The organism is Sphingomonas xinjiangensis, assembly GCF_014199255.1.
GTDB lineage: Bacteria > Pseudomonadota > Alphaproteobacteria > Sphingomonadales > Sphingomonadaceae > Sphingomonas > Sphingomonas xinjiangensis.
On the sequence record NZ_JACIJF010000004.1, the window covers coordinates 350,470 to 363,445 of the forward strand.

11 protein-coding genes are annotated in these 12,976 nt (G+C 65.4%); 9 read left to right on the forward strand and 2 right to left on the reverse strand.

Annotated elements, in window-relative coordinates; translation table 11 throughout:
- Positions 1 to 27 precede the first annotated feature (27 nt).
- From FHT02_RS09765 to FHT02_RS09775, 3 genes are read left to right on the forward strand one after another with little or no spacing between them, the layout of a single operon-like run.
- Entirely contained in the window at positions 28 to 1,131 is a 1,104-nt protein-coding gene (locus FHT02_RS09765) for a flagellar basal body P-ring protein FlgI (protein WP_184086914.1), read from the forward strand.
- Positions 1,131 to 1,421, forward strand: a complete 291-nt coding sequence (locus FHT02_RS09770) for a rod-binding protein (protein ID WP_184086916.1) — start codon at positions 1,131 to 1,133, stop codon at positions 1,419 to 1,421. Before FHT02_RS09765 ends, FHT02_RS09770 begins: the two co-directional genes overlap by 1 nt.
- Positions 1,421 to 1,843: a flagellar protein FlgN gene (locus tag FHT02_RS09775; protein ID WP_184086918.1), complete on the forward strand. Its 423-nt coding sequence runs from the start codon at positions 1,421 to 1,423 to the stop codon at positions 1,841 to 1,843. The genes FHT02_RS09770 and FHT02_RS09775 overlap by 1 nt, the downstream gene beginning before the upstream one ends.
- A gap of 361 nt (positions 1,844 to 2,204) precedes the next feature.
- Here FHT02_RS09775 and FHT02_RS09780 read toward each other — a convergent pair whose 3' ends face one another.
- Both FHT02_RS09780 and FHT02_RS09785 read right to left on the reverse strand, forming a co-directional pair.
- Positions 2,205 to 2,606, reverse strand: a complete 402-nt coding sequence (locus FHT02_RS09780; protein WP_184086920.1) for a flagellar basal body protein — start codon at positions 2,604 to 2,606, stop codon at positions 2,205 to 2,207.
- 5 nt (positions 2,607 to 2,611) lie between these two features.
- Positions 2,612 to 5,332 (reverse strand): NHL repeat-containing protein, encoded by a 2,721-nt coding sequence (locus FHT02_RS09785; RefSeq protein ID WP_246352288.1) that lies wholly within the window; start codon positions 5,330 to 5,332, stop codon positions 2,612 to 2,614.
- Between the two features lie 156 nt (positions 5,333 to 5,488).
- Here FHT02_RS09785 and FHT02_RS09790 point away from each other — a divergent pair, with 156 nt between their 5' ends.
- The 6 genes from FHT02_RS09790 (at position 5,489) to flhA (ending at position 12,959) form a co-directional block, all read left to right on the forward strand.
- Positions 5,489 to 6,523, forward strand: a complete 1,035-nt coding sequence (locus FHT02_RS09790; RefSeq protein ID WP_184086924.1) for a flagellar motor switch protein FliG — start codon at positions 5,489 to 5,491, stop codon at positions 6,521 to 6,523.
- Positions 6,524 to 6,535: 12 nt separating this feature from the next.
- On the forward strand, positions 6,536 to 7,207 hold the full coding sequence (locus tag FHT02_RS09795; protein ID WP_184086926.1) for a FliH/SctL family protein: 672 nt from the start codon (positions 6,536 to 6,538) through the stop codon (positions 7,205 to 7,207).
- A gap of 243 nt (positions 7,208 to 7,450) precedes the next feature.
- Positions 7,451 to 9,019 carry a flagellar basal-body MS-ring/collar protein FliF gene (fliF, locus tag FHT02_RS09800; RefSeq protein ID WP_221239392.1) on the forward strand — a complete coding sequence of 523 codons (1,569 nt, stop codon included), beginning with the start codon at positions 7,451 to 7,453 and terminating at the stop codon, positions 9,017 to 9,019.
- Between the two features lie 10 nt (positions 9,020 to 9,029).
- Positions 9,030 to 9,380: a flagellar motor switch protein FliN gene (gene fliN / locus FHT02_RS09805; protein ID WP_184086929.1), complete on the forward strand. Its 351-nt coding sequence runs from the start codon at positions 9,030 to 9,032 to the stop codon at positions 9,378 to 9,380.
- On the forward strand, positions 9,380 to 10,711 hold the full coding sequence (locus tag FHT02_RS09810; RefSeq protein WP_246352289.1) for a sigma-54-dependent transcriptional regulator: 1,332 nt from the start codon (positions 9,380 to 9,382) through the stop codon (positions 10,709 to 10,711). Before fliN ends, FHT02_RS09810 begins: the two co-directional genes overlap by 1 nt.
- A gap of 160 nt (positions 10,712 to 10,871) precedes the next feature.
- The gene (gene flhA, locus FHT02_RS09815; RefSeq protein ID WP_184086931.1) at positions 10,872 to 12,959 is read left to right on the forward strand and encodes a flagellar biosynthesis protein FlhA; all 2,088 of its coding nucleotides are present in this window, start codon (positions 10,872 to 10,874) and stop codon (positions 12,957 to 12,959) included.
- The last annotated feature ends 17 nt before the right edge of the window (positions 12,960 to 12,976 follow it).

The following is a 12,976-nucleotide window of genomic DNA, read 5'->3' on the forward strand; positions in this document are numbered from 1 at the left end:
AAGTTTTTCCACTTTCCGAGGGGATTCATGAAGCGTCTGGCCGCACCGTTCCTGCTCCTGATGGCGACCGCCGGCTTTGTGCCGCACGCGGCCGCGCAGACGCGGATCAAGGACATTGTCGACGTCGAGAACGTCCGGGAGAACCAACTGGTCGGCTACGGCCTGGTGGTCGGCCTTGCCGGCACCGGCGACCGCCTGCGCAACACGCCCTTCACCGAGGAATCAATGCAGGCGATGCTCGAGCGCATGGGCGTGAACGTCCGCGGCACGGACATGAAGACGCAGAATGTCGCCGCCGTCTCGATCACCGCCACCATGCCTCCCTTCGCGCGCTCGGGCTCGCGGATCGATGTCCAGGTCGCCGCACTCGGCGACGCGTCCAGCCTCCAGGGCGGCACGCTGATCGCCTCGTCGCTGCGCGCACTCGACGGTGAAATCTACGCCGTCGCCCAGGGCAATGTCGCCGTGTCGGGCTTCAAGGGCCAGGGTGCCGCCGCCAGCGTCAGCCGCGGCGTCACCACCTCGGCCCGCATCGCCGGCGGCGGCATCATCGAGCGCGAAGTGCCCTATGCCCTCGCCTCGGCTACCAGCCTGAAGCTCGCGCTCAAGAACCCGGACTTCGCCACGGCCAGCCGCATCGCGGGCGCGATCAACAATCGGTTCGGCGGCACCGCCAAGGTGCTCGATCCCGGCACGGTGGAAGTCGCGCCAGGCGGCGGCTTTGGCGGCAATGTCATCGATTTGGTCACCCAGGTCGGCGACTTGCCGATCAAGGTCGACCAGCCTGCGCGCGTCGTGATCAACGAAGCCTCCGGCACCGTAGTCATGAACAGCGAAGTCAAGATCAGCCCAGTGGCGATCGCGCAGGGCGGGTTGACCATCACCGTCACCGAAACGCCGCAGGTCTCTCAGCCCGCGCCCTTCTCGGACGGTCAGACCACGGTCGTGCCGCGCACCCAGGTGCAGGTCGACGACGGCAGCGGCGCCAGCCTTGCCATGGTCAACGGCGCCTCGCTGCAGTCGCTGGTCAGCGGGCTCAACACGCTCGGCGTTTCCCCGCGAGACCTGATCACCATCCTTCAGGCGATCAAGACGTCCGGCGCGCTCCAGGCGGAAATCGAGGTACAGTGATGAACGACATCTCTCCTGTCTCCCTGCCCGCCGCGCCGGCCAAGCCGATGCCCAAGGTGGACGCCAAGAACCAGCAGACCGCGAAGGATTTCGAGGCCGTGTTCCTTGGCCAGATGACGCAGCTGATGATGTCCAGCGTCCAACAGGACGGCGACTTCAACGGCGGTGCGGGCGAAGAGATGTTCCGCGGCATCCTGGCCGAAAAGCTGGGAACCGAAATCGCAAAGCGCGGCGGGATCGGCCTTGCCCCCGTTGTCCTAGATCAAATCATCAAGCTTCAGGGTAAATGATGACCGAGCACCTCCTCGACGCCATGGTTTCGCTCACTTCGCTGATGGAGGAGGAGAGCGAGCAGCTGGCCCGCTCACCCTATCTTCCGGTATTGTCCGAAATCGCCAATGCCAAGCTGCGCCTCACCGGTCGCATCGAAGCCGAGGTCGCGCGGCTCAAGCGCGGCAATCAGAATTGGATGGCAGCCCTGGACGAGGAAGCGCGTACGCAGCTCGCCGACGTCACCCGCCTCCTGCTCGACGCGTCGGAGGTCAACAAGAAGGTCCTGTCTCGTCAGATCGAGTTGTCGTCCGAGATGATGGCCGCGATCGCCAAGGAGGCGAAGCGCCTGACCGGCACGCGCAACATCACTTATGGCGCATGCGGCGGGATGGGCGGCATGGACGCTCCGGCCCCGATCTCGATCAACGCGCGGCTGTAAACGCCCTCGCCCGCACGAAGCAAATGGCCCCGCCCTCACCCGAGGTGCGGGGTCATTTCGTTTTCACGTGAGCCGAAGCAAGCCCCTCGTCATACACGAGGGGACGCATCCGGGCGTCCACGGCAGATTTCGGCGCCAGCCGGGGTCTCGCCAAGCGCGGATATGTCGATGTCGGTTTGTGCGTGCGGCACTGCCGCAGCCCCCTGAAGACCGGGCGGCAAGAGGGATCGGCCGCCCGGCCGAAGTCCCGTAAAGTGCGACCCTCGGGGCTCTGGGCCCTATCTGGCACGCCTCGCTCGATCGGGAACTACGCAGTTTCCCTGATTGGTCCCGGATCGGGTCAACCAGGGAGCAGTCGGCGTCAGCTGCGGCCGATCGCGGACTTCATCATCTGCATCTGCTTGCGATACAGGTTGGTCATCGCGGTGAAGTCCGCCTGGACCTCGCCCATCTTGAGCAACTGGTCTTCCAGCGTGACGTTGTTGCCGTCGGGCTTGGTCTCGCTGATGTCCTTGTCGAAGATGATGCCGGCATTCACCGGCTGAACGGCCCCCAGGCTCTTCATCCGCCCGGTCAGCTCGACCTTGGGCTTCTGGATCATGCCGCTGCCGCCGACCAGGCCGGCAAAGCTCGGCTGCTCGACCTCGCGGGCTTTGTAGCCCGGCGTCTCGCTGTTGGCGATGTTGGTCGCGATCACCCGCTGGCGATCCGACAGATTCTGCATCCGCTCGCGAATGCCGGCAAGGATGGGAGGCGTGCTCATGCGTGTCAGAATCCGTAGCTGGTGGTGGCGGGGCTGGAGAGACGATTAAGCGCGGCTTGGTAATTCGCCAGCTGCGCGCTTTCACGCGCCGTAGACGCGCCGCCGCTCCCGGTGTTCTTGACGCCGTCGACCAAAGCCGCCTTGGTATCGTCCCAATAGAGCGAGCGATATGCGGTCTGCGACATGGAAAGGGCCGAGCCGATCTTGGACAAGGCGACCTTGGCATTATCCAGCGTCGAGAGGCTCAGCGCGCTGTTCAGGCCCAAACCGAAATTTCCGCCGGGCCGGACCTTCACGTCATCACTGCCGACCGTGGCCTGCTTGGCTATGCGCTGCGGCTCGATGCCCAGCTTGGCCAGCGCATCCTGGTTCGCTCTGCCGCTGATCAGCTCCAGTTCGTGGCCGGCCTTCATGGTGATGCGCAGCTGCTGCGTGCCATTGACCGTCACTGCCGTGACCGTGCCCTTGGATGCGCCCAGCGTGCTCTGAATGCGCGTGGCGATCGCCTTCAGCGTATCGCCCGCCTGGATCTCCACTCGGCGAAGAGCCCCGTCATCGGCGCGCATCGAGAAGAAATCGCCGGCCCGCAACGTCGTCTGGCTCGCAACTTTCTGCGACGCTTCGGCATTGATGACGCCCCGCGGCAGCCCAAGTGCCGATACCGCGCTCGCACCGCCCCGATCGGCCGCGATCCGCACAGGCTCGGTCCGGATCAGCGGCTGTCCGAACTGCTTGGTGCTCGCGATCGCGCCTGTCGCCGTATCGATTCGGGTGACGAACCCGTCGGTAGGACCGGTCCGCGTGCCCGCCAGATCGCCGGTGGTGCGACCGCCGGCATAGAGCGCGCCGTTCATGAACGCGAGACTGTCGATCTGGTCGTCCGCTGCCGTGCCGACATAGGTAACGCTGGCATTGCCCAGCCCCGCATCGATGCGCGCGACAAAGCCGTCGCGCCCGTCGCTCTTGGCATTGGCTTGTGTGCCCTGCACAGCGGCGCTCGTCGCGCCGCCAACGGCAATGCTGCCGTCCTCGGCCACGGCGATCGCGCGCACATCCGCCGTGCCCAGGCTGATGCTGCCCAGGTCGGTGGAAAGCGCGTTCGCCTGGAACTTCATCACCGACGCGACGCCGTTCGTGGACACGACCGCCAGCAGGTTACCGTCCTGACCGACCGCCAACGCGTTGATGGAGTCCGCCCCCGCACCGGCGATCGTGCGCTGCTCGGCGACCTTGCCGTTGCTGCCGATCCGCGCGACGAATGCGTCGCCGCCATTGGCCGCGGTGCGTCCCGCGACAAAGACCGACCCGTCAGCTCCCACCGTGACGGCCTTGGCCGCATCGGCGCCGCCGGAACGGAGAACGGTTGCGAATTGCTCGTCGCCGTTCGCGGCATATTTGGCGACCACCATGTTGGCATCGGCAGAGGTGATGCCATTGAAGCTGCCGGTCACGTTACCCGCCACGACGATGCTGCCATCGGAACCGACCGAGACTGCGGCACCCGAGGAAGCGCCATTGGCACCCAGGCTTCGCTGCCACACCACCTTGCCTGTGCTGTCCATCTTGGTCAGGTACAAATTGTTGTCGCCGTCGGACCGGTTCGTGCCCAGATCGCCGCTGGTCGTACCGACCACATAGGTGTTGCCTTGCGCATCGGTAGTGGCTGCCGCCGCATCCGTGCTGGCATAGGCGTTGCTGGTCTTGGTGGTGGTCGTCGTCACCTTACCGGCGGAATCAGTCGACGCGGTGGTGACCGTCGTCGTCTTGCCGGAGAGTTCATTCTGCGCGGTTGTCTGCCGATCAAGCGCGGCGATGTTGCCCATCGAGATTTGGACGTTGCCACTTGCCGGATCGTTCAGTCGAAACACGCGCGCGGCGGTCGGGGCGTCCAATGGCGTCTGCCCAGCGGCGACTACCAACGAGTCCTTGGCATCCACTTGCTCCAGGCTAACCTTTTCCAGGCTCAGCGGGGTCTTGAGCGTGATGCCCCATTTGCCATCGCTGGTCTTCTCCGCGACAAAGCTCGCTGACCAGCGCTTCTCCGGCTCGCCCGCGGCGTCGGTCTTGGGCGTGCCGTCTGGATTGTAGACCAACGACGCTTTGATCGCCGCGTTCAGCTGATCGACCACCGAATTGATCGTGGGCGGCTGCGTGCCCTGCGAAAGGTCGACGCTGAGCGTCTCGGTCGAGGTGCCGCGCGTCAGGTTGATCTTGAACTGTTCCTGGCCTGTCAGCCCGGGAACGGCTTCCGTGCGCGTCTTGACGATGCCTTTTCCATCCGCTTCGTAAGGCGACCCGGTGACGAGCTTGGTGGAAGATACAGTGGTGCTGCTGTTCCCGAAGGACAGGTTTACCAAGTCCGATGGCGCTGAGCCGATGAAGCCCTGAAGGTCCGCTAGTCCCTTGGCAAAGGCTTTCTGATACTGCGTGCGTTGCGCGTCGGAGGTCTTGGTCGAGCTCGCCGCCTCGGCAAGCACACGCAGCTTGTCCAGCGCTTTGAACGCCGTGAAGCTCGTCGCCACGTCGTCGGTCAGAATCACGCCCGCGCTGTCGGTGGTGGCCTTGTCGATGATGGTCTTGGAACCGAGGACCGCGCTCAGCTGCGCGGAGATCGACTTGCCGGTCGTTGGATCCTTCCACGGAGGTGTGGTCGTCTGCGCGGCGAACAGCGCCTTAGCGGTGCGCACCGCTTTGCTGTCGAACGCGATGGGCGCGAAACTGGTCATTGAGTTCGTGCCTGTAAGCAGGCTCAGCCCGACCAGACTTCCCGATAAATTAACCGACATCGCGACCCCGCATCCGCATCACCCTCCTATAATAGAGGGACATGTGACCCGCCATGTGCGGCCACGACCATTAATTTTGCGTGAGGGTCCCCGACCATGAGCCTGATGGCGCCGATTGCCGAACCGCCCGAACTCAAGCGTTTCAGCGGCCCGCAGCGCGCGGCCGCACTGATGCTGGCGCTCGGCAAGGAACATGGTGCGCCGATCTGGGAGCAGCTGTCGACCGAAGAGATCAAGGAGCTCTCGTCGAACATCGCTGGCCTTGGCCGCGTGCCATCTACGGTGGTCGAGCATCTGCTGATCCAGTTCACGGGCGAAGTCGCCTCGATGGCCTCGATGCACGGCAGCTATGAAACCACCGAGCGCCTGCTCGGCGGAATTCTGCCCAACGAAAAGGTCCGTGAGATCATGGAGGACATTCGTGGTCCTTCCGGCCGCACCATGTGGGACAAGCTGTCGAACGTCAGCGAAAGCGTCCTCGCAGGCGCACTGAAGCACGAATATCCGCAGACGGTCGCGGTGATCCTTTCCAAGCTGCGCCCGGATCACGCCGCGCGCGTGCTGGCAGAGCTTCCGCGCGAGTTCTCGGTCGACGTCATCATGCGCATGCTGCGCATGGAGACCGTCCAGAAGGATGTGATCAACCAGGTCGAACAAACGCTCAAGAGCGAGTTCATGACCAACCTGTCGCGTTCGCAGAAGCGGGACCCGCACGAGGCCATGGCCGAGCTGTTCAACTCGCTCGACCGCTCGACCGAGGAAGCGATGCTCACGGCGCTCGACAATAAGGCGCCCGAAAGCGCCGAGCGCATCCGCGCCCTCATGTTCACCTTCGAGGATCTGGCCGGCCTGCTGCCCGCCGCCGTCGCGGTGATCGTCCGCAACGCCGACAAGCGCGAAATGGCGCTGGCGCTCAAGGGTGCGCCCGAGGAGCTCAAGAAGCTGTTCTTCGGCGCGATGACCGAACGTGCGGCAAAGCTGATGCGCGAGGACATGTCTGCGATGGGTCCGGTCCGTGCCCGCGATTGCGAAGAAGCACAGTCGACACTGGTGCGCCTGGCCAAGAACCTGGCCGACCGCGGCGAGATCCTGCTGGTCGATCCCAAGTCCGACGACGCGATGATCATCTAAGGAATGGCGACCATGACCTTCCAGACCGTTGAGCGTTTCGCTTTCGACCGCATCTTCTCGCTTGGCGCCGAGGATGCGAACGCCGCCCCCGCGCCCGACCTCGATCTGGAGGTAAGCGCACTCAAGGCCGAGATCGCGCTGATGAAGGCCGATCACGAAGCCCAGGTCGCGCTCGCCCGCGCCGAAGGGTTCGAAGCCGGGCTGCAACAGGCCCGAGCCGAACGCGACGTGGCGCTGCTCAGCGCGGTGGATGCGCTCCAGGCCGGTATCGAAGCGCTCGACGAGCGCTTCGCTGAGGTATCGGAGCGCGTCACCGGCGAAGCCGCCGAGATCGCGCTGGCCGCAGCCGACATGATCGCCGGCCGCGCGCTGGAAACGGCGCCCGCCGACACCATCGACCAGGCGATTGGCCGCGTGCTCGGCACCGTCGCCCGCGGAACCGAGCTGGAGATCCGCGTCCATCCCGACCTGATCGAGATGGTCGAGACCAAAATCGCCGAACGTCAATCCAAGGACCGCCGTCGCCTCGCCCTCACTGTGATCGGCGACGTGACTCTCTCCCCGGGCGACGCGATGATCGGCTGGGACCAGGGAGGGCTCTCGCTCGACGCCGGCGCCCGCCGCCAGGCCGTGCAGGCCGAACTCGCCGCTCTTCTTCCCAGCGCTGCCGACGCCATCAACTAAGCACCCGCAAACCCGGAGGTCACCGCCACAAGCGTACGCTTGGGCCGGTGACCTGTTTTGCGTCGAAGCGTGAAGAACGCCCTCCGTATCTTCACTAGGCAAAAAATTCCCACCCGGCACAAACTGCCGCCCGCCACCCTCCTATAAGTTAACCGAGGGGCATTTCCGCCCCATGGTCCACTTGGCGGGGCGGTTTTGGAAGCGATCAAGAAACTAGTCGGGCAGATTGGCCCGCAGCGGCTGATGATAATGGGAGGCGTCGCGTTCGCGCTGCTCGCCGCCCTGACCTTCATGGCCACCCGCGGCTCGGCTCCCCAGCTCGGCTACCTCTACACCGACCTCGATCCTTCGGCGGCGGCGACCATCACCGAGAAGCTCAAGGCACAGAACGTGGAATACACGCTCTCGGCCGACGGCACGTCGATCATGGCGCCGCAGGACAAGTTGGCCGAACTGCGCATGAGCATGGCCGGCGAGAAGCTGGGCGGAAAGATCGGCTATGAGGTCCTCGACGAGGAACAGCCCTTCGGCGTCTCGGCCAGCCGCGCCAAGATGAACGAGACCCGCGCCGTCGAGGGCGAGCTCTCCAAGTCGATCCAGACCATCCAGGACGTCAGCGCCGCGCGCGTCCACATCGTCATGCCCGAGCGCGCGATGTTCGCGAACGAGAGCCGCAAGGCCACCGCCGCCGTCACCGTCAAGACCAAGGGTCACCTCTCGTCCGAGAGCGTCGCCTCGATCCGCTATCTCGTCTCCTCCTCGGTGCCTGAGCTTTCGCCCGAAGCGGTGTCGGTGGTCGACCAGACCGGCGCCCTGCTCGCTCGCGCCGGTGATGCCAGCACCGCCGGTGCCGGCGATGCCGACGAGCGCCAGGCCGCCGTCGAGACCAAGCTTCGCCAGGAAGTGGAATCGCTGCTCGAGCCGATCGTCGGCCAGGGTAAGGTCCGCGCCGAAGTGTCGGCCCAGATCGACCGTGATCAGACCCGCGAGGAAGCCAATGTCTTCGATCCCGACAAGCAGGTGATCTCGCGCCAGGTCACCGTCGAGAGCGGCGACCAGAACCAGGAGAATGACGCGGCACCCGGCCTCGCCACGGTCGGCGCCCAGCTGCCCGAAGCGCAGGGCCAGGCCAACAATGCGCCCGGCGCCTCCAAGAATTCGCGTTCGAACCAGAATTCCGAAGACACCACCTACGACAACAGCTCGACCAAGACCGTCACGCTGCGCACCCCAGGCAAGATCACCCGCCTCTCGGTCGCGGTGATGGTCGATGGCGGCGAAAAGGGCCTGCCCCAGCAACAGATGCAGCGCCTCCAGCGCCTGGTCGAGAATGCAGTCGGCATGGACTCCGAACGCGGCGACAGCGTGGTCGTGGAAAGCATGCGCTTCACCGGCGACGACAGCTTGGCGGACAAGGACACCGGCTTCTTCTCCACTCTCCCGATGGACAAGATCTGGGGCCTCATCCAGATCCTCGTGATCGGCGCGATTGGCCTGATGGCGATCCGCATGCTGAAGCCCAAGGCCGCCGCGCCCGAACTGCCCGCCCTTGTGGCTGCAGATGGCGGCCAGCTCTCTGCCCAGTCACCCGAGATGCTGGCCCTGGCCGAGCGTGCCGCCGATGGCGACGCCGACGCGATGAAGCAGCTCGAAGCGATGGGCAGCGAACAGCAGCCCCTGCTCGATCAGGAAATCGCCCTCGCTCAGGTAGACGGGCGCATCAAACTCTCCGCGCTCAAGCGCATCGGCGACGCCATCACTGCAAGCCCGCCCGAAGCGGCTTCCGTGATCCGCCAATGGATGAATGCATAAGGACATGGCCATGAACACCGAACCCCATGACATCATCCCCAGCGACGCCTCCGATCCGGCCGGTCCCGTGTTCGAGGACTTCACCGGCGGCGCTGCAGACCATGCCGCTGCGCAAGGTTCCGAAGCACTCGAAGCCGTCCATGACGTGCCCGTAAAGGTTCAGGCGGTGCTCGGCCGCGCCCGCATGCCGGTCGGCGAACTGCTCCAGCTCGGCTCAGGCACGGTGGTCGAGCTTGATCGCCGCGTCGGTGAGCCGGTGGACATCTTCGTCAACGATCGCCTGATCGCCCGCGGCGAAGTGGTGCTGATCGACAACGCGCTAGGCGTCACCCTCACCGAAATCGTGCGGCAGGACCGTTGATGTCGGCCATCCGCATGTTGTTGGTTGGCGTACCCGGCAGCGAGTTTCGGCTTGCCGCCGAACTCGCCCGCGGCTCGGGCGCCGACGTCACCATGGCCGACACGGCTGACCAGGCGCTTGAAATGCTCCGCGCCGAGGGTGCCGACCTGGTCATGATCGATGTCGAGACCGACGTGCCCGGCTTCATGGCGCGTCTGCGCGCCGAACGCTTCCCGGTGCCGGTGCTGGCCTGCGGGATCGAAGCGCCGGCTGAGCGTGCCGTCGCCGCCATCCGCGCCGGTGCCCGCGACTATGTCCCCCTGCCCCCACAGCGCGATCTGATCGCCGCCGCCATAGCCTCGGTGGTGACGCGCAAGCCCTCCAGCAGCATCGGCGCCCATCCCGCGGTGGCCCGCGCCATGGCACTTGCCGGCGCGGTCGCCCCGACCGGCGCGCCAGTGCTTGTGACGGGTGAGAAGGGCAGCGGCAAGGAAACCATGGCCCGCGCCATCCATGACGCGTCCGGGCGGGGCGACCCGCTGCTGGTCGCCGAATGCGCCGGCGTCGCCGCCGAGGTGCTCGAATCCGATCTGTTCGGCCACGAAGCCGGCGCCTTCCCCGCTGCCGCGGCACGCCGCATCGGCCGCCTGGAGCAGGCCGGCACTGGTAGCATCATCCTGCGCGAAGTGGGTGCGCTTGCCCCCACCACTCAGGCCCGCTTGCTCGCCGCGATCATCGAAGGCCGCTTCACGCGGATCGGTGGCACCGAGCCGGTGCCGTTCCGCGCGCGTCTGATCGCCACCACCAGCATGGACCTGGAAGACGCCGTCGAAAGCGGCAGCTTCCGCGCCGACTTGCTCGTCCGGCTAGGGCTGGTCCGCGTCGCCGTGCCGTCCCTGCGCGAACGCGGCGACGACGTGATCCAGTTGGCCAGGCACCTGGCCGAACGCCTCGCCCACAATGACGGCGTGCTCGTCCGCCCGTTCAGCGACGCCGCGCTGGCATTGCTCGCCGGTTATCCTTGGCCGGGCAACATCCGCGAGCTTGAGGATTGCGTGCATCGCGCAGTGCTGCTCGCTGCAGGTACGGAGATCGACGCCGGGGACTTCGTCCTTTCGGACGGCACGCGCCTGATCGACCTTGAACAGAGCGAACCGAACCGCTTTCAGATCGAGAGCCTGGTCGGCCGCACGGTGGAAGAAGTCGAGCGCGAGCTGATCCTGCACACGCTGGTGCGCTGCCAGGGCAACCGCACTTCGGCCTCGAACATCCTGGGCATTTCGGTGCGCACCATGCGCAACAAGCTGCGGACGTTCATCGAAGCCGGCATCGCCGTCTCGCCTGCGATCTGATGGTGGAGGGGCCCTCTCCTTCCCATCTCCCTCTCCCGCCTGCGGGAAAGGGCCGGGGTGAGGGTCAGTCTACCACAGGCGACACGCTCAAGATCACTCCACACACCCTCACCCAACCCTCTCCCGCAAGCGGGAGAAGGCTAGAAGGCTCGAACCGCTGATGCCTCCCGCGATCAACACTCTCTTCCAGCGCATGGGCCTGAACCGCGACCTAGCGCTCGCCGGCGCGGTCATCGCGATCATCGCGATGCTGATCCTGCCGATCCCGGGCTGGCTGCTGGATATGGGCCTGGCGCTCTCGATCACCGTGTCGGTCATGATCCTCATGACCTCGCTGTTCATCGAAAAGCCGCTGGAACTGTCGGCCTTCCCGACGATCCTGCTGGTCGCGACGATGCTGCGCCTTGGTTTGAACCTCGCCTCCACCCGCCTGATCCTGACTCATGGCCATGAAGGCCCCGACGCCGCCGGCGGCGTGATCGGGGCGTTCGGCGAGTTCCTGATGGGCGGCGACGTCATCATCGGCCTCACCATCTTCATGATCCTGATCGTGATCAACTTCGTGGTGATCACAAAGGGTGCGGGTCGTATTGCAGAAGTGGCAGCACGCTTCAGCCTCGATTCGATGCCCGGCAAGCAGATGGCGATCGACGCCGATCTGTCCGCAGGCATGATCGACGAGACCCAGGCCAAGGAACGCCGCGCCGAAGTCGAGGCCGAAAGCGGCTTCTACGGTTCGATGGACGGTGCCTCGAAGTTCGTGAAAGGCGACGCGGTCGCCGGGCTGCTCATCACTGCCGTCAACGTCATCGTCGGCTTGCTCGTCGGCGTCACTTCGCACGGTCTTCCGATCGGCGAGGCTTTCCACACCTACACCGTACTCACTGCCGGCGATGGCCTGGTCAGCCAGATTCCGGCGCTGATCATCTCGATCGCCGCGGGCCTGCTCGTCTCCAAGGGCGGCATCGCGGGCAAGACCGGCGCGGCGCTCGGCGACCAGCTCGGCCGCTATCCCAAGGCGTTCGGCATGGTCTCGTTCCTGATGGGTGCGCTCGCGCTCATGCCGGGGCTGCCCTTCATCCCCTTCGCCGCTTTCTCCGGCGCTGCCGGCTACGCCGCCTGGAAGATGAGCAAGAAGGCCGAAGCCAAGCAGGTCATGGAACGCGTCACCGCCGCCCAGGAACAGGCCGCGGTCGCGTCGGCGATCGTCGAGCAGCCCATCTCCGAAACGCTCGCGATCGACGCGGTGCGCATCGAGATCGGCTACGCCCTCCTGCCGATGATCAATGAAGCCGAGCGTGAGCCGCGGCTCGACGATCAGGTCCGCGCGCTGCGCCGTCAGATGGCGACCGATTTCGGCTTCGTGCTGCCTTCGGTGCGCATCATCGACAATATGGGCCTCCAGCCCAACGAATACGTCATCACCATCAAGGAGACGGAGGCCGCACGCGGCAACATCCGCCTCGACAAGCTGCTGCTGATCAATCCCGGCGGTGCCCCTGTCGGCCTGCCAGGCGAAACGACCCGCGAGCCGGTATTCGGCCTGCCCGCCTTGTGGATCGATCGCGAGCTTCGCGACGAAGCCGGCTTCCGCGGCCTGACCGTGGTCGAATGCGGCACGATCATCACCACGCACCTGACCGAACTGGTCAAGGACAACATCGCCGACTTGCTTTCCTACACCGAAACGCAGAAGCTGCTGACCGAAGTCCACAAGGACTCGGAAAAGCTCGTCGCCGACATCATCCCGTCCAAAGTCTCGATCTCCAGCGTCCAGCGCATCCTTCAGAACCTGCTGTCGGAAGGCATCTCGATCCGCGATGTCCCCACGATCCTGGAAGGCATCGCCGAAGCCGCGCCGCTGACCAACAACCTGACCCAGATGACCGAACATGTCCGCTCGCGTCTGGCCCGCCAGATCAGCGCCAGCCAGGTCCGCGGCGACGCCATCCCGGTGGTCACGCTGTCACCGGAATGGGACCAGGCATTCGCGGAATCGATCCTTGGTTCGGGCGACGAGCGTCAGCTGGCGATGGCGCCGTCGATGCTCCAGAAGTTCATCGCCTCGACCCGCGAGACCTATGACCGGCTGGCGCAGGATGGCGAGATCCCCTGCCTGCTCACCAGCCCGTCGATCCGCCCATTCGTCCGCTCGATCATTGAGCGCGTGCGCCCGGCGACCGTGGTGATGTCGCAGAACGAGATCCATGCCCGCGCCCGAATTCGCGCGCTCGGCACCATCGGGTGATTACTCTCCTATAATGA

Coding starts and splice junctions, on each gene's coding strand:
- FHT02_RS09765 (WP_184086914.1), top strand. CDS start 28: ATGAAGCGTCTGGCCGCACCGTTCCTGCTCCTGATGGCGACCGCCGGC.
- FHT02_RS09770 (WP_184086916.1), top strand. CDS start 1,131: ATGAACGACATCTCTCCTGTCTCCCTGCCCGCCGCGCCGGCCAAGCCG.
- FHT02_RS09775 (WP_184086918.1), top strand. CDS start 1,421: ATGACCGAGCACCTCCTCGACGCCATGGTTTCGCTCACTTCGCTGATG.
- FHT02_RS09780 (WP_184086920.1), bottom strand. CDS start 2,606: ATGAGCACGCCTCCCATCCTTGCCGGCATTCGCGAGCGGATGCAGAAT.
- FHT02_RS09785 (WP_246352288.1), bottom strand. CDS start 5,332: ATGACCAGTTTCGCGCCCATCGCGTTCGACAGCAAAGCGGTGCGCACC.
- FHT02_RS09790 (WP_184086924.1), top strand. CDS start 5,489: ATGAGCCTGATGGCGCCGATTGCCGAACCGCCCGAACTCAAGCGTTTC.
- FHT02_RS09795 (WP_184086926.1), top strand. CDS start 6,536: ATGACCTTCCAGACCGTTGAGCGTTTCGCTTTCGACCGCATCTTCTCG.
- fliF (WP_221239392.1), top strand. CDS start 7,451: ATGATAATGGGAGGCGTCGCGTTCGCGCTGCTCGCCGCCCTGACCTTC.
- fliN (WP_184086929.1), top strand. CDS start 9,030: ATGAACACCGAACCCCATGACATCATCCCCAGCGACGCCTCCGATCCG.
- FHT02_RS09810 (WP_246352289.1), top strand. CDS start 9,380: ATGTCGGCCATCCGCATGTTGTTGGTTGGCGTACCCGGCAGCGAGTTT.
- flhA (WP_184086931.1), top strand. CDS start 10,872: ATGCCTCCCGCGATCAACACTCTCTTCCAGCGCATGGGCCTGAACCGC.